At 57.9% G+C, this 24,402-nt stretch carries 16 protein-coding genes, 1 tRNA gene and 2 pseudogenes; 3 read left to right on the forward strand and 16 right to left on the reverse strand.

Annotated elements, in window-relative coordinates:
* Window positions 1-158: 158 nt before the first annotated feature.
* Complete coding sequence (locus BBOH_RS06540; protein WP_033521616.1) at window positions 159-2,234, reverse strand: ABC-F family ATP-binding cassette domain-containing protein; 2,076 nt, start codon at window positions 2,232-2,234, stop codon at window positions 159-161.
* A gap of 99 nt (window positions 2,235-2,333) precedes the next feature.
* A complete protein-coding gene (locus tag BBOH_RS06545; protein WP_033521614.1) occupies window positions 2,334-3,059 on the reverse strand; it encodes a type 1 glutamine amidotransferase in 726 nt (241 codons plus the stop codon).
* A gap of 577 nt (window positions 3,060-3,636) precedes the next feature.
* Here BBOH_RS06545 and cysS point away from each other — a divergent pair.
* Window positions 3,637-5,598 carry a cysteine--tRNA ligase gene (gene cysS / locus BBOH_RS06550; protein WP_033521612.1) on the forward strand — a complete coding sequence of 654 codons (1,962 nt, stop codon included), beginning with the start codon at window positions 3,637-3,639 and terminating at the stop codon, window positions 5,596-5,598.
* A 269-nt stretch (window positions 5,599-5,867) separates the two neighbouring features.
* Here the strand turns inward: cysS and BBOH_RS09600 are convergent, their stop codons facing one another.
* The 6 genes and pseudogenes from BBOH_RS09600 to BBOH_RS06575 all read right to left on the reverse strand — a co-directional run bounded on the left by BBOH_RS09600 (window position 5,868) and on the right by BBOH_RS06575 (window position 12,802).
* A complete protein-coding gene (locus tag BBOH_RS09600; RefSeq protein ID WP_474840599.1) occupies window positions 5,868-6,176 on the reverse strand; it encodes a TrmH family RNA methyltransferase in 309 nt (102 codons plus the stop codon).
* Between the two features lie 17 nt (window positions 6,177-6,193).
* Window positions 6,194-6,686, reverse strand: a pseudogene (locus tag BBOH_RS09605) (RNA methyltransferase); the annotation flags it as partial.
* Window positions 6,687-6,961: 275 nt separating this feature from the next.
* Window positions 6,962-7,438, reverse strand: a pseudogene (locus BBOH_RS06560) (type I phosphoribosyltransferase); the annotation flags it as partial.
* 2 nt (window positions 7,439-7,440) lie between these two features.
* Complete coding sequence (locus tag BBOH_RS06565) at window positions 7,441-8,787, reverse strand: DNA recombination protein RmuC (RefSeq protein ID WP_033521609.1); 1,347 nt, start codon at window positions 8,785-8,787, stop codon at window positions 7,441-7,443.
* A 357-nt stretch (window positions 8,788-9,144) separates the two neighbouring features.
* A complete protein-coding gene (gene clpB / locus BBOH_RS06570; protein WP_033521674.1) occupies window positions 9,145-11,772 on the reverse strand; it encodes an ATP-dependent chaperone ClpB in 2,628 nt (875 codons plus the stop codon).
* 214 nt (window positions 11,773-11,986) lie between these two features.
* Window positions 11,987-12,802 carry a fumarylacetoacetate hydrolase family protein gene (locus tag BBOH_RS06575; RefSeq protein ID WP_033521672.1) on the reverse strand — a complete coding sequence of 272 codons (816 nt, stop codon included), beginning with the start codon at window positions 12,800-12,802 and terminating at the stop codon, window positions 11,987-11,989.
* Window positions 12,803-13,467: 665 nt separating this feature from the next.
* Between BBOH_RS06575 and BBOH_RS08985 the strand changes: the two genes are divergently transcribed.
* A complete protein-coding gene (locus BBOH_RS08985) occupies window positions 13,468-13,662 on the forward strand; it encodes a hypothetical protein (protein WP_033521607.1) in 195 nt (64 codons plus the stop codon).
* 290 nt (window positions 13,663-13,952) lie between these two features.
* On the opposite strand, the gene BBOH_RS06585 is transcribed toward BBOH_RS08985, so the two are convergent.
* From BBOH_RS06585 to BBOH_RS06600, 4 genes are all read right to left on the reverse strand, one after another.
* A complete protein-coding gene (locus tag BBOH_RS06585) occupies window positions 13,953-14,267 on the reverse strand; it encodes an acylphosphatase (protein WP_044098251.1) in 315 nt (104 codons plus the stop codon).
* A 110-nt stretch (window positions 14,268-14,377) separates the two neighbouring features.
* Window positions 14,378-15,445: a YggS family pyridoxal phosphate-dependent enzyme gene (locus BBOH_RS09290; RefSeq protein ID WP_033521606.1), complete on the reverse strand. Its 1,068-nt coding sequence runs from the start codon at window positions 15,443-15,445 to the stop codon at window positions 14,378-14,380.
* Window positions 15,446-15,493: 48 nt separating this feature from the next.
* The gene (locus BBOH_RS09455; RefSeq protein ID WP_420305195.1) at window positions 15,494-16,711 is read right to left on the reverse strand and encodes a glutamate--tRNA ligase family protein; all 1,218 of its coding nucleotides are present in this window, start codon (window positions 16,709-16,711) and stop codon (window positions 15,494-15,496) included.
* 461 nt (window positions 16,712-17,172) lie between these two features.
* Window positions 17,173-18,246, reverse strand: a complete 1,074-nt coding sequence (locus BBOH_RS06600; protein WP_052118196.1) for a DUF3152 domain-containing protein — start codon at window positions 18,244-18,246, stop codon at window positions 17,173-17,175.
* Between the two features lie 135 nt (window positions 18,247-18,381).
* Between BBOH_RS06600 and BBOH_RS06605 the strand changes: the two genes are divergently transcribed.
* Window positions 18,382-18,455, forward strand: a tRNA-Lys gene (locus BBOH_RS06605).
* A 128-nt stretch (window positions 18,456-18,583) separates the two neighbouring features.
* Here BBOH_RS06605 and BBOH_RS06610 read toward each other — a convergent pair.
* From BBOH_RS06610 to BBOH_RS06625, 4 genes are read right to left on the reverse strand one after another with little or no spacing between them, the layout of a single operon-like run.
* Entirely contained in the window at window positions 18,584-20,845 is a 2,262-nt protein-coding gene (locus BBOH_RS06610) for an RCC1 domain-containing protein (RefSeq protein WP_033521605.1), read from the reverse strand.
* Complete coding sequence (locus BBOH_RS06615) at window positions 20,842-21,534, reverse strand: hypothetical protein (RefSeq protein ID WP_033521604.1); 693 nt, start codon at window positions 21,532-21,534, stop codon at window positions 20,842-20,844. Before BBOH_RS06615 ends, BBOH_RS06610 begins: the two co-directional genes overlap by 4 nt.
* A gap of 60 nt (window positions 21,535-21,594) precedes the next feature.
* Window positions 21,595-22,563 carry a class C sortase gene (locus BBOH_RS06620; RefSeq protein ID WP_052118195.1) on the reverse strand — a complete coding sequence of 323 codons (969 nt, stop codon included), beginning with the start codon at window positions 22,561-22,563 and terminating at the stop codon, window positions 21,595-21,597.
* Window positions 22,564-22,599: 36 nt separating this feature from the next.
* On the reverse strand, window positions 22,600-24,348 hold the full coding sequence (locus tag BBOH_RS06625) for an isopeptide-forming domain-containing fimbrial protein (protein WP_033521603.1): 1,749 nt from the start codon (window positions 24,346-24,348) through the stop codon (window positions 22,600-22,602).
* Between the last annotated feature and the right edge of the window lie 54 nt (window positions 24,349-24,402).

The raw sequence follows: 24,402 nt of genomic DNA on the forward strand, positions 1-24,402 counted from the left end.
CGATCAAGCCACGCAGGACGAAACGGCACAAAACGTTGCAAGCAACCTGTATAGCACCTCTCCTTATTCGACCCTATGCAGACCCGCATCCGTACAGGGGCAAGGCCGCTCTTGAGTCAATCTGCTCGATCTGTTCAATCCAGCCGGACCAGATCAACCTACTCGATCTGCTCGGACAACTCCAGCCACTCGGCCTCCAAGGCGTCGCGCTCATCGCCGTTGGCGGTGAATCGGTCGTTGAGTTCATTCAGGCCCACGTAATCCGAGGGGTCGTGGGCGGCCATCTGAGCCTCGAGATCGACCTTGGCATCGTCGAGTTTGGCGAGTTTACGCTCGATGGCCGAGATACGTCGGGTCGCATCGTGGAACGCCTTGCCCGTAAGTTTGGAATCCGAGGCTCCAGATGAAGCGGCACCGTCAGAATCCGACCCCGAACCGGCCACAGCAGTCGCAGAACCATTGACGGAGGCGTTGGCTCCATCCGCGGATGCATTGAGACCATCGATCGCCTCGCCTCGTTCAATGCGCTGGACCATATTGAGATAGTCGTCGACGCCTCCGGGCAGATGCCGTACTTTGCCACCGATCAGCGCGAACTGTTCATCGGTGACGCGCTCGAGCAGGTAACGGTCGTGTGAGACGACGATCAACGTGCCCGGCCAAGAATCCAGCAGATCCTCCATCACCGCAAGCATATCGGTGTCAAGGTCGTTACCCGGCTCGTCAAGGATGAGCACGTTCGGTTCGTCAAGCAAGATCAGCAATAGTTGCATTCGCCGCTTCTGACCACCGGAAAGGTCGGCGATCGGTGTCATCAGCTGCGCTGCGGAAAAGCCGAGCCGCTCCATCAACTGGCCGGTCGAGACCTCCTTGCCGTCCACCTCGTAGGTGGGTTTGTAGCGAGAAAGCACTTCCTTGATCTTGTATTTGCCTAATTCCTCCAATTCGTCCAAACGCTGGGAAAGCACCGCGAATTTGACGGTTTTGCCGATTTTCACACGCCCTTTGGTGGGAGTGATCGTGCCGTCAATGATTTTGAGCAGCGTCGATTTGCCGGCCCCGTTCGCCCCGACGATGCCGAAACGGTCGCCCGGGCCGATCAGCCAAGTCACATCGTCCAGAATCTTGCGCCCGGCAAGGTGCACCTTCTGCGCCGCCGCCGTCTGGACACCTTCATCGTCTCGCGACGTGTCATCGACGGCGAGTTCGACGGAGCCCATGACCTTCGGCTCCTCGTAGAGCGCCGGCACGACATCCACGCGGGAAGCCGAACCGGATATTCCAGGGTTATCGACCGCATCGTTCAACTCGGTTGCATCGCTCTCAAATCCTTGCGGATGCCCGAAAATCTGGGTTACATCCGTCAAATCGACCACTTGTTTGCCCAGACGGGAAGTGGCCATCTGCTTGAGCTGCAGGGTGTTGCGCATCGGCGGCACGTCGGCGATCAACTCGTTGGCCTGTTTCACGTGGAACTTCTGCTTGGTGGCACGAGCCCGTGCACCACGGGTCAACCACGCCAACTCCTTGCGAGCCAGGTTGCGCCGACGTTCCTCACGCACGTCCGCCTGCCGGTCGCGTTCCACGCGCTGCAACATGTAAGCGCTGTAACCGCCCTCAAACGGGTCGATCACTCCGTCATGCACCTCCCACATGGAGTCGCACACCTCATCAAGGAACCAACGGTCGTGCGTCACCAGCAGCAGCGCGCCCTGCCCTTTGGCCCAACGGTTCTTCAGATGTTCGGCAAGCCACTGAATTGTCACGATGTCCAAATGATTCGTGGGCTCGTCAAGTGCGAGAATGTCCCAATTCTTGAGCAATAAACGGGTCAAGTCCACGCGGCGGCGCTGACCGCCGGAAAGCGAGCCGACACGCGCTTCAAGACTCAGCCCACCCAACAGCGCCTCGACGACCTCACGTGATTTGCTATCGGAAGCCCATTCGTAGTCTTCACGCCCCTCAAGCGCGGCCTGGCGCACCGTAGCGCTGTCGTCAAGTGGACCACGCTGGTCGAGCACGCCGAACGTAAGACCGTTACGCTTCGTGACCCGCCCGGAATCGGGGGTCTGCGCACCCGAAAGCAGGCGCAGCAGAGTGGATTTGCCATCGCCGTTCTTGCCGACGATGCCGATGCGGTCGCCTTCGAACACGCCTTGCGTCACATCGGTGAAGATAGTTTTCGTCGCAAAGTCGAGCGAAACGTGGTCAAGTCCCAAATCATAAATCGGCATAATAGTTTCGACTTTACCGCCCGCCGTGGGCATCGTTGACCGCGGATATGGCCATAGCGAAAATGCCATGTCCAGCCGTGCCGAGCCCGACGCAGGCCGTCAAGCCTCCCGCATCGCGCGAGACGCGGCAACGCACCGAGCGGCGAAAGCGGAAAAGACCTGATCGGCCAATGGTTTCAGTTGTGCATCATATTGCTCGAAGTCGGCACGGATACGGGCTATGCCGCTTTTCTTCATGCCCGCAACCATCGCAGGTTCGGCGAGCCACCCCTCCAGAACGGTGGGAGTCACTTCCAGATGAAACTGCAATCCCAATGCCGAGCCATAACAGAACGCCTGATTTTGGGTGTGCTTCGATGATGCCAACAGTTGGGCGCCCTCCGGTAGCGACACCACGTCATTGTGCCAGTGAAGCACTTCGATTTTGGGACTCCACATTGAGAAATAATCGTGCTTTGAAACGCGATCGACCGGAGCAAAGCCAATCTCGGAGGCGGTTCCGGGGGTGAGCTTGGCGCCCAGCGCCGTGGCGATGATCTGATGACCCAGGCAAATGCCGAGCACCGGTTTATCCGCCTTCACCATGCGTTTGACCAGCTTGGCCTCGGCTTTCAGACCCGGGTACTTTTTGAAATCCCGTGCGCCCATCGGCCCACCCATGACCACCAGACCGGCAAGTTCGTCGTCAGACGGCAACTGGGGTCGCTCCTGTCGGCAGACGCTCACTATCTGAGTCGGCACGTCCACATCGTCAAGATTGTTGAGCACACGACCCGGCCGCTCCCACGGCACATGTTGGACAATCAGCACTTTTGACACAGTCATGGCTCCATTGCGACACGAGCGTTCCATGTGACACGAGCGTTCCACCTCGCACGACGAACGATTACAGAAGGCTGCCGTTTTGCATGCAAACGCCTCATATGGCCGTGGTTCATTATTCCAAGAGTGAATACCGTGCAGGCAAACCGGATGCGGGAGTTTTCTCGCCGAATACTTTCGGAACCAAGGCCAAACGCCCGTTCATAACGGAACTTTTTAGACCGAAGGCATTCATCGCATAACACGAAAAACACTGAACATCCCGGCAACACCAGCGAAAACCAGGAACACCGAAATACTGAAATACAAAAATACTGATATCCGCGCTTTGCTGAAGCATTCCTGTCGTTGTTACTCGACCGAACCTCTGCAGACCGCCGGCCGTCAAGTTTTTCGACCACGGTTTCCCCATTGGCGCGATCTCGAGCCAATTTCGGAAGGCTCCGCAACCACCGTCGAACACCACGGATTTCTAAAACCAGCGGCCGCATCATGGCGCAAACGTGATTGCATCACTGCATCATAGTAGCCCGACTTTCGGGCAACCACGTTTGTCGTCCAAAGCACATAGTCTTGAACTATGGAAAATGCCGAAAAACCGCAGAATTTCAATACTTCCAGCTCTGTGGCCGCCTCGCAGACAACGCAAGGCGAGGCAGAGCGTGCTGGCGGACAACTCGCCGATGCGGCAAGCCGACTGTGCATTTACAACACGGCGACGCATTCGGTCGCGCCATTCGAACCCATCAAACCGGGTCAGGTAGGCATCTACGTTTGTGGGGCGACGGTCCAGTCCTCCCCCCACATCGGGCATATTCGCGCAGCCGTCGCCTTCGACATCGTGCGCCGTTGGTTCGAACGTTTGGGCTATAAGGTCACTTTCATCCGCAACGTCACGGACATCGACGACAAAATTCTCGACAAGGCCACGGCGGCCGGGCAGCAATGGTGGGCACGGGCCTATCATTACGAGCGGGAGTTCGCCAAGGCCTATGACACGCTCGGCGTTGAGGCACCGACGTATGAGCCGCGCGCCACCGGTCATATCGACGAGATGGTGGAACTGATCGGGCGCATTATCGACAACGGCCACGCCTACGTCATCCGCGACGAAAAAGGCAATCCCACCGGCAATGTGTTCTTCGATGTGGCAAGTTGGCCACATTATGGTGAGCTGACCCATCAGAAGCAGAGCACAACGGATGCCGCCTCCGATGCCGCCAGCCAGATCACCGATCGCATGGGACCGAGCGTCGACGCGACCGGCGACGACAAATACAATCCCGTGGATCCGGCCGACTACGACCCAGCCAAGCACGATCCACGCGATTTCGCGCTGTGGAAGGCTTCGAAACCCTCCGATCCGGCGACCGCGCGCTGGCAGACCCCATACGGGACGGGCCGACCCGGCTGGCACATCGAATGCTCGGCCATGAGTCACCGCTACCTCGACGGCATGTTCGACATTCACGGCGGTGGGCTGGACTTGCGTTTCCCCCACCATGAGAACGAGATGGCCCAGACGCGCGCTGCCGGCTACCAGTCCGCGCGGGTGTGGATGCATTCGGCATGGGTGACGGCCAAAGGCGAAAAAATGTCGAAATCCCTTGGCAACGGGCTTTCAGTGCCGAGCGTGCTCGCGCACAATCCGGCCTGGGTCGTGCGTTATGCCCTAGGCGCGGTGCAGTATCGGTCGATGCTTGAATGGAGCGACCAGAGCCTGGCGGAGGCCCGGGCTGCATACGAACGCATCACAGGTTTCATTGAACGTGCCGGTGAAACCTTGAACGCTGGCATGAACACGGCCGATGGTGCAAATACCGCTGCCCCCGAAACCAAAGGATCTGGCAGGAACTCCGCAAGCGGTGGACAGCCAAGTCGCTCTGAAGTCACGTCGCTTTCGGCAGACCAGCTTCCCGGCGATTTCGTGGCGGCAATGAACGACGATTTCAACATTTCCGGAGCTATTGCCGCGATCTTTACGAGCATTCGTCACGGCAACTCCATGATTCAGGCAATCGCCCAACATCAATCGCCTATTGCGCAGGTTGACCCCGCTGCCGTCGCGGCACTGGCGAACGAGTTCCGCTCCACCATCGAAACAATCGCCGAACGCTACCCCGACCTGTCACAGGACATCATTTGGGCAGACGCCAAGGCGCGATTCGCTCTGAAGCACACCGACCTTCCCTCAAGTTTTGTTGACGATCTGGGCTCCCGGTTGGAACTGCGCCGCGTGCTGCTTACGGTGCGCGCCATGCTCGACACTCTAGGCCTCGACCCGCTGGCGGAACCTTGGGTGGCGGGTGCCGGAGACGGTGGATTCAGCGGCTCCACAACCGGCAGCGTCGGCGGATCCGGTTCGAATGCAGCCTCCGAGCACGAACTTCTCGACACGATCATCCGTCACCAGCTCAACGCCCGTGAAGCGGCTCGCAAAGCACGCAATTTCGAAGTCGCCGACAAGATTCGGGACAGCCTAGCTAACATGGGTGTTGAAATCACCGATACGCCCACCGGTGCAACTTGGAAGCTGCGGTAAACAAGGCCGTGACATCGGCGCTACCGTTTACCGGCCAAACTCTCATGACGGTGGCGTCTGACGATTGCGTCTTCTGTGCTAGCACCCGTGCCCATGGCAGTAGCCATTCTAGCCGCTTACTCAGTCTTAAGCCACTTAAATCCGTTCAAGATTCCCATTGCCGCTGGGTGGCTCTCTCATGACGTATGAACGTCAATCGTGGTATGCATAGAACGTAAACTTAAATACGGCCACCACAACTATTACATATCGACAGCCGGTAACTCGAGTTATACACCACGCTGGCTAATCCAACAGTGCATCGCCACGGCGGCGGCGGCGCCAGCGTTAATCGATCGCACCGAGCCGAACTGGGAAATATACACCACATCATCAGCCAACTCGAGAGCCTTTTGCGACAAACCGGGGCCTTCCGCACCAAACAGCATCAGGCAGCGCTTGGGGAAACGATAGGTCTCGATAGGCACCGCGCCCGGAATGATGTCCAGCGCAATGATACGTGCAGCTTTCAAATCGGCAATATCGGACGTGAGCTCGCGTATCCGAAGCGCGGATTCACCCTGCTCTGACGCTGGCATATCGGCCTTATTTGCCGCAAGCTGCTGTTCAGCCTCGACCAGCTCAGCCGCGATGCCTTCCCGCCAAGAAGTGACCAATTGCTCGATTGAAGGATGATGGTCGATGTGCTGATAAAGCTCGGTCATCAACGCACCCTTACGATTCCACTTGTGCGGACCAACGATATGGACGCTCTTGGCCGCGAAGGCATTGGCCGTACGGACCATCGAACCGATGTTGAAGTCGTGTGTCCAATTCTCGACTGCCACCTCGAAGCCGTGGCGCCCCTGCTGATCGAGATCGGCTTTGATGGCCGGCACCGACCAGTACCGGTATTTATCGAGCACATTGCGACGGTCGCCGTTATCGAGCAGCTCCGGGTCGAAACGTTCGTCGAAATATGGCGATTGCCGGTCATCTGGGCGCGGCTGGCCGGGATGGGTCTGGACCCACGGGCCGACACCTATCTGACGAAACTCAGGTTCGCCCGAGGCCTGTGCCGCAGCGGTAATGGGGTTCGGCTCGCGCATCAGTCGGCGCTCCCTGCATCCGTCTTCAAACTCCGGCCATCTGCCTCACCACTCACGACCGTGTCGAACTCGTCTTCATCGAACACGGAGACAAAGGGCACCTCCGCCCGACTGTCATCTACCGGATTGATGACTGAAATGCGGCGTGTATCCTTAGCGGCGACTGGCGAAGATCCGAGTTTCATGCCGTCATCCGCGGCGCCAACAGCAAGGCCGGCAGTTGAATCAGCAGAAGCATCGACAGCTGTACCCGTTGTCGAACTAGGATCGAAGCTTTTACCCAAGCCGCCTACCAGGGAGGTGATAGCCACAACCTCGGCTCCCTCATGTTCCACAACACTGAAATCAAGACTGAGCTCATTGCCGTTGCGTAACGTGACCAAGGAAGAGGTCTGCACATACGACTTCTCCGAAAGCCACGCATCTATCAACACCACCCGTTTCCGTTGAATGGATGGACCCTTAATCGACGGGTACACAAAGTCCATGACGAAACCATCAAGTTCGGTTCCACGTCGCGCCGCGGCCTCCATCACGGCACTGACTAGCGGCACTGAGGCGGCAGTCAATGCTCCAACCGCATCGAAAGCCTCGAGCGAATAGCCATGCTCGGTTAACGCATCAAGCAACGCATCACCCACCAACGCTGAGCCACGGTGATCGAACGTGACTCCATACAACTCGTTGAACGGCTTACCGCTCACCAAGTCGCTTACCAGCGTCTTGAGTTCCTGCCTGCTTTCAGCGTCCATGCCTAATTCTCCTCCTCGACCTGCAACTCCGGAGCGGTTAGCTCGCGGATGTTGGTTTTTTCATTGGAATCGATAATCTCGACCGGTTGAATAACCTTATTGCCATCAATCTTCTGCATTTTACGAGCAGTCACCAACACTCGTGACTCCAGCGATGAAGCAAACTGATTGTAGGCCGAAATCGTGCGGGTCAAGGCGCCGCCGAGCTTGTTGGCTTTATCTCCTAGAACGGCGAAGCGTTCGTAGAGTTCACGAGACAAATCGAACAGCAGTTTGGCGTCATCGGTCAGACTCTGTTGTTGCCAGGCGAACGCCACGGATTTCAACACGGCCCATAACGTAACCGGCGATGTGAGCGCCACTTTGCGGGCGAAAGCGTCATCCATCAGCGTGGGATCAACCTGCAGAGCGGATTCCAGAAGCGCATCGTTAGGAATAAACCCAATCACAAAGTCAGGAGCCGTATCGAACGCCTCCCAATAGGCTTTGTCTCCTAATGTCTTCACATGGTCGCGTAGAGCTTTGGCGTGCGCCTGCAACAGTTCATCACGACGTGCAAGTTCCTCAGGCGAAGCGGTATCGGGAATTTCGCAAGCTCGTTGATAATCCGAGTACGGCACCTTCGCGTCGATCGGAATCGACTTGTTCCCAGGCAGATGCACCACCATATCCGGTCGCTGAATATTGCCCTCGCGGTCGGTCACAACCACCTGCGTATCGAAATCCACATGCTCCAACAGACCCGCGGATTCAACGATATTCTTCAGCTGGGCCTCGCCCCAAGCGCCACGCACTTTATTATTACGCAACGCGGCCGAAAGCGAGCTGGTCTCCCTGTCGAGTCGCGCCTGCTGGTCGTTCAGCCCCTTCAACTGCTCGCCCAGAGCACCCATCTCGTGCTTACGACCCTCTTCTATCTGAGAAACCTTCTGCTGCAACGCATCAAGGTTCTTTTGAACGGGGGCCAGAGCGGCCATCACCTTGCTTTGCTCAGAGAGTGCGCGTGCCTGTTCAGCCTGCTTACGTTCAGCTTCCTGCCGCTCCTGCTCACGCTGCCGTGCCACACGATCCTGTTCCGCCTGCTGAGCCTGAGCGAGCTGTGACTTCACAAACACGAGCTGCTGGTCAAGCCCCTGACATTGGGCACGATACTCTGCCGCTTGAGCATTCAGCCCGGAAAGCTGATTGCGCAACGCTTCATTCTCGGCCTGCGCGGCATCGACACCGCCGTGCCCATCGACATCGGCGTGTTGACGGGCGCGGTTCTGACCGAAGGCATAACCGGCGAGCAGCCCCAGTCCGGCCGCGATAAGGATCAACACAATGATCACTACAGGATTTTCGAACATGCGTTCGATTAAAACCGGAGGGGTGGACGAACTCTGCGCGACTCGCCGAGCACGCCATTGTCGTATCAGATGTCATTGGGCGTGGTCGAAAAATCTTGTACGCATCTTTCGACACGCTATGTGCATCGCAAGGCAGAGGGAATCATGCAAGCGGATTCACTGAAGAACGGACCGGCGGTTTTGTCGGTCGACTCGCCCGCAACAACACGTGTCGCCTGCACTCCACAAATCCGTCGCTCGTCGGAACCGAATACCCAGATCCCACCGGTTACGGATTACGATCACAGGCGCCGAACAATCGCCCCGCACCCGGAAAATGGGCGCAGAGCGATTGCCGCACGTCAATGGATTACGCTATCACTGCTCATCCTCCTGCAAGGGATCCTCAGGCATCACGTTGAGTTCGAGATGCTCCCCGCCGGTCTGGTCGACCAATACCGTATCCCCGTCGTGAACCTTGCCCGAAAGCAGCATCTTGGCCATCTGGTCACCCACCTCGGTCTGCACGAGCCTACGCAACGGACGAGCGCCATAAGCCGGGTCGTAGCCCGCGTTGGCCAGCCATTCCTTGGCGGACCTGGTCACCTCCAACTTGATGCGGCGGTCGGTGAGCCTCGAAGCGACCTGTGCGACCTGGATGTCGACGATCCCGCCCAGCTCTTCGCGCGTGAGCGGATGGAAGATGACCAGCTCGTCCAGACGGTTTACGAACTCAGGCTTGAAGTGCGTATGCACCGCATCCATCACCGCCTCGTGCTTGGCCTCCTCGTCCAAATCCGGTTGCACGAGGAACTGCGAGCCAAGGTTCGATGTCATGATCAGAATCGTGTTCTTGAAGTCCACCGTGCGGCCTTGGCCATCGGTAAGCCTGCCATCGTCCAACACCTGCAGGAGGATGTCGAACACCTCGGGGTTCGCCTTCTCCACCTCATCGAACAGTACGACGGAGTAGGGGCGACGACGCACGGCCTCGGTGAGCTGACCACCCTCTTCGTAACCGACGTAACCCGGGGCGGCCCCGATCAGGCGAGTGACGGAACCCTTGTCCATGTACTCGCTCATGTCGATGCGCACCATGGCCTTCTCGTCGTCGAACAGGAAGTCCGCCAGCGCCTTGGCGAGCTCGGTCTTGCCCACGCCCGTGGGCCCGAGGAACAGGAACGAGCCGGTGGGACGGTTCGGATCCGAGATGCCGGCACGCGAGCGCCGGACGGCATCGGAGACGGCCTGGATGGCCTCTTTCTGACCGATGACGCGTTTGCCGAGGAAGTCCTCCATGTGCAGCAGCTTCTCGTTCTCGCCCTGCATCAGGCGGCCGACCGGAATGCCGGTCCATTCGGAGACGATGCCGGCCACCGAATCGGCATCAACATGATCGGGTACCATCGGCTCGGCTTCGGAGCCTTGGGACTTGCCCTCGTCCGCGGCCTGCTCGGCCACGGCAAGCTGCTTCTGGATCGCCGGAATCTCCCCGTAGAGGATCTTGCTGGCCTCTTCAAGGTTGCCCTCACGGGTGAACTTGTCGGCCTGCACGCGCAGGTCGTCAAGCTTGGCACGCAGGTCACCGACCTTGTTGTGCCCTGCCTTCTCCGCATCCCAACGCGCCTTGAGACCAGACAGCTTCTCGCGTGTGTCCGCCATGTCGCTTTGCAGCTTCCTGAGGCGTTCCTTGCTCGCAGGATCCTCGGCTTTCCTGAGCTGCATCTCCTCCATCTCAAGGCGGGTCTCACGGCGCTGCAGTTCGTCAATCTCCTCGGGTTGCGAGTCGAGTTCCATGCGCAGGTGGGCCGCGGCCTCATCCACCAAATCGATGGCCTTGTCCGGCAGCTGGCGCCCGGAGATGTAGCGGTTCGACAGTGTCGCCGCCGCCACCAGCGCATCGTCGCCGATCGTCACCTTGTGGTGCGCCTCGTAACGTTGCTTGAGTCCGCGCAGAATCGCGACGGTGTCCTCGACGCTCGGCTCGCCGACGAAGACCTGCTGGAAACGGCGTTCCAATGCCGGGTCCTTTTCGATGTTCTCACGGTACTCGTCCAGCGTGGTCGCGCCGATCAGACGAAGTTCGCCGCGCGCAAGCATGGGTTTGAGCATATTGCCCGCGTCCATGGAGCCTTCGGCCGCGCCTGCGCCGACGATTGTGTGGATCTCGTCGATGAACGTGATGATCTGTCCGTTTGCGCTCTTAATCTCGTTCAGGACCGCCTTGAGGCGTTCCTCGAACTCGCCGCGGTACTTCGAGCCGGCCACCATCGACCCCAGATCGAGGCTGATGAGCCTTTTGTTCTGCAAGGTGGTGGGCACGTCGCCCGCGACGATCCGCTGGGCCAGTCCTTCGACCACGGCCGTCTTGCCCACTCCGGGCTCGCCGATCAGCACCGGGTTGTTCTTGGTTCGCCGCGAAAGGATCTGAATGACGCGGCGAATCTCCTGGTCGCGGCCGATGACCGGGTCGAGCTTACCTTCCTTGGCCTGCGCGGTCAGGTCAGTGGAGTACTTCTCCAGCGCCTTGTAGCTTCCTTCGGCATCCGGGCTCGTCACCTTCGCGCCGCCACGTACACCCGGCACGGCCTTGCGCAAAGCCTCTACACCGATGCCATTGTTCTTCAGGATCGTCGCGGCCTCGCTGGGGGCGGCCGCTGCGATGCCGATCAGCAGATGCTCGGTGGAGACATACTCGTCCCCCATCTGCCGCATCTCTTTCTCAGCCTGTTCGAGCGCCATGCTGAGCTGTCGGCTCGCCTGCGGTTGCGACGTGGACGATCCGCTCGCGCTCGGCAACGCCACCAGCGCGTTGCGCACCGCGGCCCCGATGGCCTGCCGATCACCGCCGGCCGCCTCGATAAGTCCCGGCACCACGCCATTGTCCTGACGCAGCAAGGCGTCGAGTACATGCAGGGTGTCTACCTGAGGATTGCCTGCGGCCGAAGCGCTCTGAATGGCGTCGCCGATGGCCTCCTGAGCCATCGTCGTAAACTGTTGTTCCATATTTCCTCCGTATACTCCCGCCACGGCGTTCGCCATGGCATCGTCAATGTCTGCAATGTTCAACAGCACACGAAGGAAATCTATTCCCAAAACTTGAGTGAATGAGACTCAAGTTTTGGAAGATACGTGGATGTCCCGCATCAGCGAACAGTTTCCAAAACAAACCATGGAAGCACATACGGCATCTTTTGGAAACCATCGGTCGGCGCGAGCCTCACCCCTGAACCACCACGTTGCGCAGCGAGCCGATGCCCTCAATGGTGACCACGGCCTCGTCGCGCGGCTCGAGCGAGCCGGAGGCGTTGGGGGTGCCGGTCATGATTACATCGCCCGGCAAGAGGGTCGAGAACGTTGATATCTCCGCAATCTGCTCGGGAATCGAATGGATGAGCCCCGCCGTGGTGCCACTGGCCTCCGGCACATCCTCGCCATTCTTGGAGAAGGAGATCTTCGCGTCCCTCCAGTTCAAATCGGTCTCGATCCACGGGCCGAGCGGGCAGGAAGTGTCGAAGCCCTTGGCGCGCGTCCACATCGGATCGTCGCCCTGCAGATCGCGCAACGTCACGTCGTTGACGCAGGTGAATCCGAGCACATAGTCCATCGCGCGCTCCACCGGTACGTTCTTGGCGATACGGCCGATCACGACGGCGACCTCGGGCTCGAAGTTCATATCGTTGGAGAACGACGGCATGACGATGGGATCGTCCGGACCAATCACCGAGGTCGAAGGCTTGGTGAAAATCATCATTTTAGCAGGCGCGTGCGTCACGTCGGACTGACCCTTGGCATGCATGTATTGCGCATGGGCCTCGTAGTTCTTGGCCAGACCGAACACCTTGGAAGGAAGCACCGGCGCCAGAAGACGGATGCCCTCACCGTCGATCGGATATCGTTCGCCGGACGGCGAAACCGGCCGCGAACCGAAAGGGTATCCGTCAAGGGCCACCAAGTAGTCCTTGCCGTCGCCTTCGTCTTTCTGAACAAAAGCGTATTGCGGAACATCGTTATAGGAAAAGCGTGCGATTCTCATGTCTCCAAGAGTACGCCATTCGGTCACCCGGGAAAATAGCCGAATATGACTGCGCTCGAACCGATATTGCATATTTATTCAAAACGACATACAATCCAGATGTGCATCACATTGATGTACATCCATTCAAAGGAGAATGTCATGAAAGCAATAACAAAAAACAGCCGCAGTGGCAGCATGCGCTTGTGCATTCGCACTAAGCTCCCCCCCCCCACAACCGCGCAAGCCGCCGAGCCCAAGACGATTGATGCCGTCGCCCGGGCAAAATGTGGGAAATTAATAAATCAGGCCGATACGACTTTTCAGGATTGTCCTATGACCAAACCTTGTACACAAATTGGAGATTCAGCGGGAAAAGTGCCTATAAAATCGTGGTCAACAATTCAGGAAACTCGACAATAAACATAAAAGCGAAAACATTCTGGACCACCTTCGCACAGACAAGGGTTGGAGCAGGAAGGTCTGCCACAGTGAATCTGAGCGGCATGGATCCGGGGACCGCTTTCTACCTAACGTTCGACACGGAAGGCGGGAAGTATTCGTTTGACGGCTATCTATATCCAATAATACCCCCCCCCCGGTAATCAACCCGGCGGTTCTGGGGCGTGGCGCAAAATCGGTTCCCCCGAGCGCCACGCCTTCGTTACCTACGAAAGACCCAATATATGCCAAATCACAAAATCAAGAAGAACGGCAATAAAAACAGAATAGGGACAGCAGCCGTTATCGGTCTTTTCTTCGCGCTAACCAGTATATGGGTATATAACCATATCGCCTGGTCGTATCTGCTTGCCATAAGCCATGTTCATCTCGAAGATGAGCCCTGGACCGCGATCGGCTTTCCCTCCATCGATTTCTGAGCCATGGCTTCATGCCAAGCCTTATTGTCTTGCTCTCGCTGACCGCCATGAAGTGTTGCCAGTACCTTTTCAGCCTGGGCATCTGCGATATAGATGACGTCCTCATCAATTATTGAGGCATACTCACAGGGGTTTTGGCGGTCAAACTCATTAGCAGGTACTTCACGACCGAGGCCCGCGGCAACCGATGGTTCATCGTCAGGGCCCAATCCAGCAGAGCATAGGAGCAGCAGAAATTCCCAACATCGACGTAAGTGGACACGGCATCCAGCACTTACCGACCAAGCGCCTTACCGCTTGTCGCTTTGGACTTGGAATGAGGCGGATTCGCTCAGGATCACAGGTATTTCCACAACAGCGACTTCCGTCACCACCGCATAGGGCGGACCGGCCTTGAGGGCGGCCACGAAATCCGAGACGGCCCCGCTCGACCCCTGTGCCTCGATTTCAACCGACCCGTCAAAGCAATTGCGCACCCAGCCCGAAATACCACGGCGCCGGGCTTCGGTCATCGCAAAATAACGGTACCCGACACCTTGAACCCGACCAGTAACGACAATCCGCATACGGACAGGTTCCAGAGCATCCCGCTTCATATTCTGCATCCCATCACCCTTCCGTCGACTCAAACCCAATATAATACGCAAAACGACTATAGCCGCGCCGGTCAGTCTCCACCCGGCACGTGCCGAGATGGTTTCGCGCACCCGACGCGTCAGATGAAGGCGCGCTCGCCGAAGATGGCAGTGCCCACGCGCACGATGGTGGAACCCTCCTCGACGGCGAAGGCCATGTCGTGGGTCATCCCCATCGAAAGTTCGCGGCACCGGGAAGTGCCCTCGGAGCCGGAGGCGAGCACCTCATCCCGAACCCCGCGCAGATGCGCAAAACCTTTGCGAATCGTCCGCTCGTCGTCAACGTGGGCGCCAACGGTCATGAAACCATCCAACCGCAGGCCGGGCATGCAGGCAACACGTTGCGCCAAGTCGACCGCAGCCTGCGGCGCACAGCCCGACTTGGACGCTTCGCCGGACTCGTTGACTTCAAGCAACACGCCCACGATGATATCCCGTGCAACCGCACGGCGGGAAATACGCTCAGCGGACTCCTGCGAATCGACGGATTCGATGACGTCAACGTACGGCAGCACCTTGCCGATTTTGTTGGCCTGCAACTGGCCTATGAGATGGAACGGAATACGAGTTCGGGTCGTTTTAGGCAGGCCCGAAATTCCGGCGGTCGAAACGACGCGAGAATCGACGGAGTTCAGAGTCCCGGTGCCGATGGGCGCAGAGTCACCTTGCTTCCGGGCATCGTTCATGGTGCCCGCTTCGACTGAAGCCGACGACAACGAACCATGCCGAGCCGCCCCGACAACAGACGACGACCCGTCATTCGGCATACGGGGACCGTTTTCGACCCCGACCGCCGACCCCGACGCATCACCGGCGAAATTACCCGTTTCCCCCTCTTTGTCAGCAGTCCCCAGCATGAAACCACGCTTGGCGCACTGCTCAACAAGCCCTTTGCCTTTTGCGGTAATCTCCTGAGGACGGTTCTCGCCAATCATCCGCACTCCGGCGTCAATGGCCGCCATAATCTCCCCGACGTCCCGGGTCTTGGTCGCCGCAAGCAACCGAACCGATCCAGCGGGCCGGCCGGCCGCGGACTCGGCTTGAGCTATCGTGTCGAGCACTCGGTGCACGCCATCGGTGATCTGCCGGGCGCGAGCCTCGTCGATCAGTTGGTTGGCCAAGTCCTTATGATCCATATATGCCGTCATGTTACCCCGCTTTCGCCGCTGTTCTCTATCCTAAATCAGGCCTTGTCATCATCGCGGTTCAGGCAGTCGTCGGTCGGAAACGTCAGTGCGAACGGCGGCCCACGTGAAGCATTGCAACGCCTCGTTTGCGGTCATCGGAACCGGTTCACGCTGCTTCGGCTCCGCACGCAAACCCAGCAGCCACGCACAATAGCCTATGACCTCCTCCGGTTGCACACCATCAGCCCGCAACCGGCCCAGATCAAGCGAGCGCTTACGCTTCGCCAAGCGGATGCCGGAGCTGTCGTCGATCAGCGGAAGATGGGCATATCGCGGGTTCGCCGCGGCAGCCAACCGCGATTGGCTTAATGGCGCTGCGTTGCGAGTCGATTCGCCAGCAATGCAGTCCCGATATTGTCGCCTTGGGCCCGTTCGCGGACTCTCCGGGCCCATCACCGCGCAATCGGTTCCGAAGTCATTGCCGTCAACGTTGGGAACCTTTCGGCTTCCCGACGACGCACGATTGCCGAGCCCGACTCCTTGCGACGAGCCCGCGTCACCGGGGACGAAACCTGCGACGAGCAGTGCATTACGCAACCAGATCTGCAATGCAGTCGAGCGCAACAGGTCGCGCCCGCGCACAATGTCGTTGACGCCCATCATCAAGTCATCGACGACCACAGCCAATTGGTATGAGAAAAGTCCATCCGACCGACGAATCACGGTGTCTCCCACCTCACGGCCCAAATCGAAATGTTGCGGGCCGAACACGACATCATCAAACGAAAGGTCAAACCCGTGCGCACACCGTGAATCGTCGGGAGCATGAGCGGAGCCGGCACAGGCTTGAGGCACAGCCACGCGCAACGAGTGACGGCGTCCAGCGGACACACGTGCCCGCACTTCAGCGGGGTTGGAGACCAGCAAGGTCCGGCAGGTGCCGGGGTAGACGAGGAATCGATCACCCTCCTGCGGGGCGGATGCCGCTCTCACATCCGCCCGAGAGCAGAAACAGGGGTAGACCAGCGGGATGTCGTAGCCATCGTCTCGGAATCGACCGGTATCGTCACCAGTCGAACGTTCCTGACCTGTGAAAGCCTCGAGAACGTCACCGACCGTCACCTTCTCCAAAGAACGCAACGCGTCATCGTACAGTTCCGTGCGCTGCGATTGATAGACCGGCTCACCGAACCAGTCGAGTCCAAGCCACACCAAATCATCCATAATCCAACGATCGGCATCCGGCACGGCCCGGGGCCGATCCACATCCTCGATCCGCAGCAACATGCGACCGCCTAAATCCCGGGAAACACCCGTGGTCGCGGGGCTTCCAGGAACGGACGAACGCAGCGGAACGTCGAAGTCGCGCTTTGCGTCTGGCGCACCGTCCCCATCAGCGACGCCGTCCGGACCATCCGCTCCACCCGAGCCACCAGCTTCACCGGCATGCGCCGAAAGCCACGCCCCCAGCATCGCGTAGACGTTGCCGATATGCATACGACCGGAAGGGGTTGGCGCGAATCGTCCGACCCTTGCAACGGAGCCGACACGACCTTCGCGAGCGGCGACATCGGCTCGGCGATCAGATCGACCGGCCGCACCGACACCGGGGCGTTGACGGGAAGGCTCCAGATCGTCAAACCGACCAAAGTCGCCGGAATCGAAACCCCAACCAGTACCGGTTCTCTCATCATGCCGGGTCGAGCCGCCAGAAGCCGCGAATCTTCCGTCGTCTTCAAAATCGGCCATCAGTCGATCCATAGTTCCTCATCGAGGGGCCACGAATTAGGCTTGCAACCTCGCAAATCCATGGACTGTTCCTGCATCAGCGGCGCCGGGCTTCCGGAAACCGTGCACGAAGGCTCATTATCCAGGTGACCCAAACGATGGCCGACCTCGTGGTTGATGACCATCTGACGATAGGCATCGATATTGATGCCCGCATCAAGCAACTGCTGGGTAGCCTCGTCCCACCGGTCCTCGTTGACAATCACGTTATTGCCGGCACGGCAGCTGTACTTCTCCGAGCAGCCAGCGGAGAATGAGGGAACGGTCGAGGCCTGGGCCAGATACATCACGAAATCGCACTTGTCGGAATCCTCGCCGTACACAAACGTCGCGCCGGCCCGCGGCCAGCCCCTCGGGTCGTTAAGTGTGCGGAAAACCGTATTTTCAAATACGCTCAGATCCGTTTCCTTGACCGTCCCACGCGACGAAACACAATACGAATACTGCCGGGTCTGTTTTCCGCTTGCTGCCGCAGTGGCTTGGGCCTTGGAAAGAATATCGGCACGACCCTTATCGGTCAAAGACGGCAGTTTCGTTGGCGTAAGGGCCTTCGCACGGGCTTGAGCCTGGAGCTGCCCGGCAGACGAACGCTTTTGGGCAGTCTTTGTCACGTCTTTGTTGTTCGCCTTGCCGGTTTGGCCAGAATGGCCGGAATGGCCGGGCTGGCCCGTCTGAGCCGTCTTGCCGGAAGTGGAATCAGAGGACACGGAATTCCCGCTGTGCAAGCCGAACCAGATTCCCGATACAAGCGCAACGACAAGAACCGCGACCAGCAGCCCCACAACGAGCCTGCGCACAGCACGGACAGATAAAGTCACGTCGCTGTGGTGATGCTGTTTCTCCTTGTTGCCGTCGCCCGCAGACGTAGCCTGAGTCGTATCGGACAGCATCGATTTGATGAATGTGCCTGAAAGCTCCGACAAGCCCGGGTCATCACACGAAGAATCCTGCGGTTTGCCGCCCCCACCATTTACGCCGTTTAAGCCCTTTTTTCGCGATGGACGAGCTTCTGAGCCCTTTTTGCCATCTGCCACACAAACCTCATTTCGACCTTTGCATTGACCCTCTCAATAGTATGCGCCAAACATGACCAAAAGGACGACACACCGAATTGCGCAATCAGACAAAAAGCAGTATAGTTTTTACTTGGCTCTTGAAGTTACGCCAACGCCCCTGTAGCTCAGTTGGTTAGAGCAGCTGACTCTTAATCAGCGTGTCCGGGGTTCGAATCCCCGCGGGGGCACGAGCAAGGTACCGTCATTTGACGGTGCCTTTTTCGTATCCACCTGTTTTCCCAAGGACGCGCTATATAAAAACACCAAACCCAAGCGGCTCGCAGGCAGCTTAAATGCCGTCCACGAGCCTCAAATACTACTTCACTACCGGGTTATACGTCTGGTCAGAATCTATTTCGGCACCATCGGAGACTCGCGTAAGCAGGGCCTTTCCGCCGACCGTTCCCGAATCGCCCGTGACCTTCACCTTGTACGTGATGATCAACGTCGATTGCGGCGACAGCACCATCGAAGGATCGTTGCTGTTGAAGCCAGTGTCGGTAAGGGTGAATTTCGAAGTGACGTCCCAACGGGGATCGGTGTCGGCATCGATGACGTGGCCGTTGGAAATGGTGTATTTCGCCCTGAACGAGTCGGGGACGAGACTGGCGCCGCTTCCCCATGTATCCTCCACGCGCACAGCAGGATTCTGGTATCCGGTACGGTCATTCGCCAACTTCAACGTGTATTCGACGATCTGACCCTTGTGCACCCCGGTGTCCTGGAACGGATATGAGTTCTTGACAAGGGTCTCGTACCGACCGACGTTCTGGATGTCCGGCACGAAAGTGGCCGGCCAGACATACAACCCTCCTTGGACGCGCCCACCGGTCATACCGATTTTCGGCGACACGCATACGGGCAGACCCTCGGCACAAACCGTCTGGCCGTAACCTCGTCCGCCCAACGCGGCGCCTCCACCGTTTTCGCCCCACGAATAGATCGACCCATCCTCCAGGTTGAGGTTCGCCGCATCCTTGTTGCCACCCACCTTGGTCGCCTTCCTGTGCTGGGGATCCCGGGTCGGATCCCAGACCACGCCGACCCTATGGGAGCTGTTCCAGGGAGAGCTGCTGGCGTCCGGGGACAAATCGGCAAATTGTGCGCCACCGAGATATGCCTCCCCCCAGCCATAGACATAGCCGTCGTCAGTCACCATCTGTCCGGCATGGAAACCGGCATTGATATCCACGATATGGTCGGCCGTGAAACGTCGACCCGTATTCGTGGTCGCGGAGAAAACCGATGGAGTGGCCGACCATACTGCATTGGAGTTCGCATCCGAATCGGGCATGCCGACCTTATTGGTCGAAGCACCCCACACCCACAATTTTCCATGATCGTCGAGCAGACAACCGAATTGGTAGCCCTCGGCGAATTTCCTCAACCCATTCGTCCTGACCACATTGGTCAGAGACGGAACCTTGACCGGCGAATAGCAATAGGCGTCCATAGTGGAGGCACTCAACAGATAACAGGAACTGCCGCTGTCTCTTCCCGACACCGCCTTAAGCTCATCGTCAGTCAAGCCTGAATTGCCGTCGTAATTGCGTCCCCAATACCAGACGTTATTGTCGGTATCAACGGCATGGTACCCCTCGTACGAATTCGAAATATACTTGATCTTCACACCGTCCGGGAAACGAACCTGCGTAGGACGGGTGGACACCCCACCACTGGCATCGAACGGGTAACCGGTCGAGCGGCCATTCAGCAGGCCCCAACTGCCAAAGCCGTTGCCCTGCTTGCCCACACCGCGCTGGCCGAAACCGTTCTGGCCCACCGTCCAGACAGTGCCGTCCTCCTTAAGATAGGCAAACGCATATTCGTTGGAGGCAACGCTGACGACCTTGCTTTTATTGAGTCCCTGTGCGTATGGCACACGGTCATTACCCGTAGGAAGCGGCGCGTCCGGCCCGTCAATGGGCTTCCAGGTATCATCCGATTCGTTCGGGTTCATCTGATTGACCTTATCGGGCAAGGCTTCAGGCAGGGCGGTACCGTCCTTGTACAGGCCAAATACGCCACCGGAAACCAGCGTCGCACCTCCTCCGGAGGCCTTCAAAGACGCACTGCTGGGAACAGCAAACCGGGCACCCTGTGTGTTGTCGCCCCAACCATAAAGGTTGCCTTGTTTGTCCACGGCCATCAGGGCGTATGCGGAACCCGCGACACTGGTGAATCCGTTCACGCCCTTTATCACTGCAGGCCTGTTGTTCAACGTATGGTTTCCGCAATCACGAGTAATGCTCCCACCTGGCTGATCGAGGGTGTAGGAAGCCCCGTTGACGGGATTCGAGGAACTGGAACCGGACTGCCCTGCATTGCCGATAGTGCAAACGTTGTAGTAGCCCCAAACCCAGATGTTACCACCTTTGTCCACCGCAACCTGGGTATCCAGGGCATACGTCCCCCTGACGCCGGCACCATCGGTGAACGTCTCCTCAGGGGAGGAGATTACGACCCTACGTTCATTCACGTACGCCGCATCCGCCACACCACAGAAGGAAAAAAGGAGTGCCGTGACGATTGCGGCTGCGACAATCCTTATGGAACCGTTTCTCCAGTGCCCGTTCATCGTGTCTCCCCTTTCACCAGCAGCATCAGGCCGGTTGTGGTCCCGTTGTATACATTCATGTCGTCCTTTGCAATCGTCGTATCGATGTATTCCTTGATGACTAAGGTTCTGGTCTCCCCTTTTCTCATCGAAACCGGTAACTTCACTTGAAGATATCCAGGTTTCGCGGGGTTATTGGCCCTTTCGTCGGACAAGTCGATGTTCCCGTCCGTCCCCAACTCGCCGGTCCACAGCCTCGTCGAACCATTGAAGACGGAAAACCTCATTTGGGTGAAAAGATCAGGATAATACCGGTTGTTGGGCAAGGTGCCGCCGACGTTGCCGGAGGTGGGCAGATCCCTGCCCTTGATCTTCATGTTCGGATTGGTGTCCACGAATTTGATGGAGATTCTACCCACCTGATTCTTCGTGGACGTCACTATGACGTTCCATTGTTGCGATTCCGTCGAGAGCGGATCCACCAGCCGGACCTTCACCGGATCATTGACCGTGCCCGATCCGGAAGGTTTCGAAGCGGGATCAGGACCGGTGGCGGCCTCGACCCTGATGTTGAAATCATTGTCGCCCGCCCCGTCGGCACCGTTCGCCCAAACGGTTCCGGACAAGACAAGCCCGGTCACCAGCGCAACAACCGCCAGGACGACCGCTGCCGGTACCGCGAATCTGAGCTTGATATAAATCCCGTGCATCTAGCCACCTCCATATGAATCACGTTGAGTTTGATGTATACGTTTGTAATGCAGTCATCGTCACTTGCTGACAGGCCGCATGTGATGTGCGATGATCGCCTTTTTATTGTCCAGAAGGAAAAACGTCACCAGTGAAAACACCACCATAAAGGCGAGCGTCACAAAGACGACGAACCTGGAATCCTTTTTTGCATCCTTCGGATATGGCACAGGAACCGGCATCTCGGCCCGTACCCCCGAGACGAGCAGTCTATGCGTGTTGACCCCATAAGGGGTGCATGTCATCAGAGTGGCTCGATCCACACCGGGCTCAATCCTCAGACTGCCCGTATCGTCGGGTTCAATGACCTTAATCCGGTCAACCCGGTAAGCAATGGTGCGATTCATGGACTTGATATAAAACGGATCGCCTGTCTTCAGTTCATCGAGCCTGGTGAACATCAGGGCGTTGACCAGACCCCGGTGGCCTGTGATGACGGTATGGGTGGATTTGCCCCCCACAGGAAGTGAGGTGCCGTATAGATGCCCCGCTCCCGAAGCCAGAGATTCCTGCGAGGTTCCGTGATAGACGGGAAGATCGACGGAAATCTTCGGGATGAACACAGAACCCATAATCCCATCCCCCTGATTGAGCAGACTCTGGTATTGCGTATCCTTTTCCGATTCCGTCTGGGCGGACGACTGCTTGCCCCTGAAGGGGTCCACGGCCTCCCCCATCACCGGCTGACCCGATTGGACGAGGGCGGCATTGTATGCCCTTGCGTTCTTCAACGCCACTTCAGCCTGAGGATAGGGCCAGTTGGAAACAGCGCGCGAAGAGGCCTGTGCCAGACGATTCTGTTCAAGGCCGGAAACATACTGGCGGACAAAGGGATACGCGATGATGACGAGCCCCAACATGAGGATGAAGATCGACAGGAATTTCAGCCAGACGTCGCTCCACGCCCTTTCGTGTTCGACAGCGGATGCTGAAGGGCGTTCTTCGTGTCTGCCCTTGAAAACCAGAATTTGTGAAGAATCACTTGTCATTGAAGAACGCTCTTCCGCAATCCCATTAACGATCAATCAGAAAGTGGTCTTGTTGCCGTCGACAACGACCTCATCCTTCTTGCGGGCATGTAGGTAAAGCAGGCCACCGCCGAAGACCATGAGCAGGCCGACAGCAATCAGGAAGGTGATGCCGTAGGAACCCGTCAACGGCAGCTGGGTCAGCGATTGAATGTTCTGCACCTTGAATATGCCCTTTGATCCATCCTGCAACGACGCCAAACCAGGCGTATCCTTACGGGACAAGGTATACGCAAGCGTATCCAGGCTCTTATCGTCCTTGTAGGTCGCAGTGATGGAGGCATCGAAATCGGTACCGGCAATCAGCTTATACTTGCTAGTGGCATTGTGATCCACATCCTTGGTCGGGGCCTGAGTCTCAGTGATCGTATACGTTCCCTCACTCAGGCCGTTAATCTTGATCGCACCATCACCGGGAGACTCAACGTAGGCGTTTCCTCCGGTCTCGCCCGGCAGGGGGGTACGGTAACTGCCGTCCGCCTGCTTAACGAAGGTCAGAGTCTTGCCGTTGGCGGCGAGTGTGAACCGGGCGCCTTCCAAGGGCCTGTCCGTAACCTTGTCGACTTTGTTGACCTGCAGCTTGTAGGTGTACACGTCCGTTTTGCCTTCAGGAGTCGTGGATGTCCTACCGTCTGACGAAGCATTCGGATCATTCGTGAAAGTGACCTTTGCGTCATTGTGCACCGTACCGGCAGGAACGTCAGCGCCATCTGGATACAGCACACTGATTGCCTCATCATTGAGGATCGCATTGTACGTAATGACGATCTTCTTGCCTGCGAGGCTGAAATCACCGGCATGAATCTTATTCTTCATATAGGCACTCAAATCGAAGGTGAACGAGAACGGACCTGGATTAGGGTCCACCGTTGGTGATGCGTCGATCGAGTAATCAGTACCGGAAGTCAACGGCGTGCCATCAATCTTGACGACGGGATCCATGCGACTGGCGCTGTAGCTCAGACCTTTGGAAAGGGCATCCGAAACCTTCAGCACATATGTGCTTTCCTTGTAGTTCGTATAAGTAGGGACGGTCGTCTCAATCTTGAAATCCACCAGATCACCGACATTGTAACTGGGCTTGCTGGTGCTCTTCGCCGGCTTGCCAGGGTAGTTCGCCTTGACCGCAACCGTATCGGTCGCACCCTTGGGCTGCTGGGCATCCGTCAAACCGCCGACCTTGGTGCTGACCAGAATCGGAAGCGTGTTCAGGGTGCCTTCGGCAGGGTCATCGACATCCATGATCAAATAGATGCCATCCTCCAGCCCGGTGAATTTGGCGACGTTGCCGTCCGAGGTAGCTGAAATCGAGCTGCCGCCGATGGCACCGGTGATCTTTTCGTTCTGCGCAAGCTTCATGACGAAATCACGCAAGGTTCCGGCATAGGCTTCCCCGGTTTGCGAATCAAGCATATGCTCCGCGACATACGCCATCGGATCGTCAGCCGTGGTCCTGCCGATGTCCGTCAATGCCTTCGATGCCGCCTCCTCGATATCTTTGTTGTCAACGGTGTCGACAGACAACGATGTGGGGGTCTGGCTGGTATCAACATTGTCGTAGTCGGCAAGCTTGAGCGCCTTGTATGTACGGCCCTTCGTGGCCTCACCGGTAACACTGATCGAAACATCCGAACGACCGGTCCCATTGGCGGCATTGGCCGTCCGTGCCCCTCCGACAGCCATGCCCATTGCGGCGACAGCCGCAACAAGCGAGGCGAGGAGCTTCTTTCCTGTTGTATTCCTCATTTTGCCCTTATCTCCTTATTAAAGACGGATTTACAAGCACGGGCCCGTTATAAA

Origin of the sequence: Bifidobacterium bohemicum DSM 22767 (assembly GCF_000741525.1) — a bacterium.
Classification (GTDB): domain Bacteria; phylum Actinomycetota; class Actinomycetes; order Actinomycetales; family Bifidobacteriaceae; genus Bifidobacterium; species Bifidobacterium bohemicum.

What these genes read in the sequence shown, in the direction of transcription:
- BBOH_RS06540 (WP_033521616.1), bottom strand. Translation starts at nt 2,234, where the DNA reads ATGCCGATTTATGATTTGGGACTTGACCACGTTTCGCTCGACTTTGCG.
- BBOH_RS06545 (WP_033521614.1), bottom strand. Translation starts at nt 3,059, where the DNA reads ATGACTGTGTCAAAAGTGCTGATTGTCCAACATGTGCCGTGGGAGCGG.
- cysS (WP_033521612.1), top strand. Translation starts at nt 3,637, where the DNA reads ATGGAAAATGCCGAAAAACCGCAGAATTTCAATACTTCCAGCTCTGTG.
- BBOH_RS09600 (WP_474840599.1), bottom strand. Translation starts at nt 6,176, where the DNA reads ATGCCAGCGTCAGAGCAGGGTGAATCCGCGCTTCGGATACGCGAGCTC.
- BBOH_RS06565 (WP_033521609.1), bottom strand. Translation starts at nt 8,787, where the DNA reads ATGTTCGAAAATCCTGTAGTGATCATTGTGTTGATCCTTATCGCGGCC.
- clpB (WP_033521674.1), bottom strand. Translation starts at nt 11,772, where the DNA reads ATGGAACAACAGTTTACGACGATGGCTCAGGAGGCCATCGGCGACGCC.
- BBOH_RS06575 (WP_033521672.1), bottom strand. Translation starts at nt 12,802, where the DNA reads ATGAGAATCGCACGCTTTTCCTATAACGATGTTCCGCAATACGCTTTT.
- BBOH_RS08985 (WP_033521607.1), top strand. Translation starts at nt 13,468, where the DNA reads ATGCCAAATCACAAAATCAAGAAGAACGGCAATAAAAACAGAATAGGG.
- BBOH_RS06585 (WP_044098251.1), bottom strand. Translation starts at nt 14,267, where the DNA reads ATGCAGAATATGAAGCGGGATGCTCTGGAACCTGTCCGTATGCGGATT.
- BBOH_RS09290 (WP_033521606.1), bottom strand. Translation starts at nt 15,445, where the DNA reads ATGACGGCATATATGGATCATAAGGACTTGGCCAACCAACTGATCGAC.
- BBOH_RS09455 (WP_420305195.1), bottom strand. Translation starts at nt 16,711, where the DNA reads ATGTTGCTGCGGATCGAGGATGTGGATCGGCCCCGGGCCGTGCCGGAT.
- BBOH_RS06610 (WP_033521605.1), bottom strand. Translation starts at nt 20,845, where the DNA reads ATGAACGGGCACTGGAGAAACGGTTCCATAAGGATTGTCGCAGCCGCA.
- BBOH_RS06615 (WP_033521604.1), bottom strand. Translation starts at nt 21,534, where the DNA reads ATGCACGGGATTTATATCAAGCTCAGATTCGCGGTACCGGCAGCGGTC.
- BBOH_RS06620 (WP_052118195.1), bottom strand. Translation starts at nt 22,563, where the DNA reads ATGACAAGTGATTCTTCACAAATTCTGGTTTTCAAGGGCAGACACGAA.
- BBOH_RS06625 (WP_033521603.1), bottom strand. Translation starts at nt 24,348, where the DNA reads ATGAGGAATACAACAGGAAAGAAGCTCCTCGCCTCGCTTGTTGCGGCT.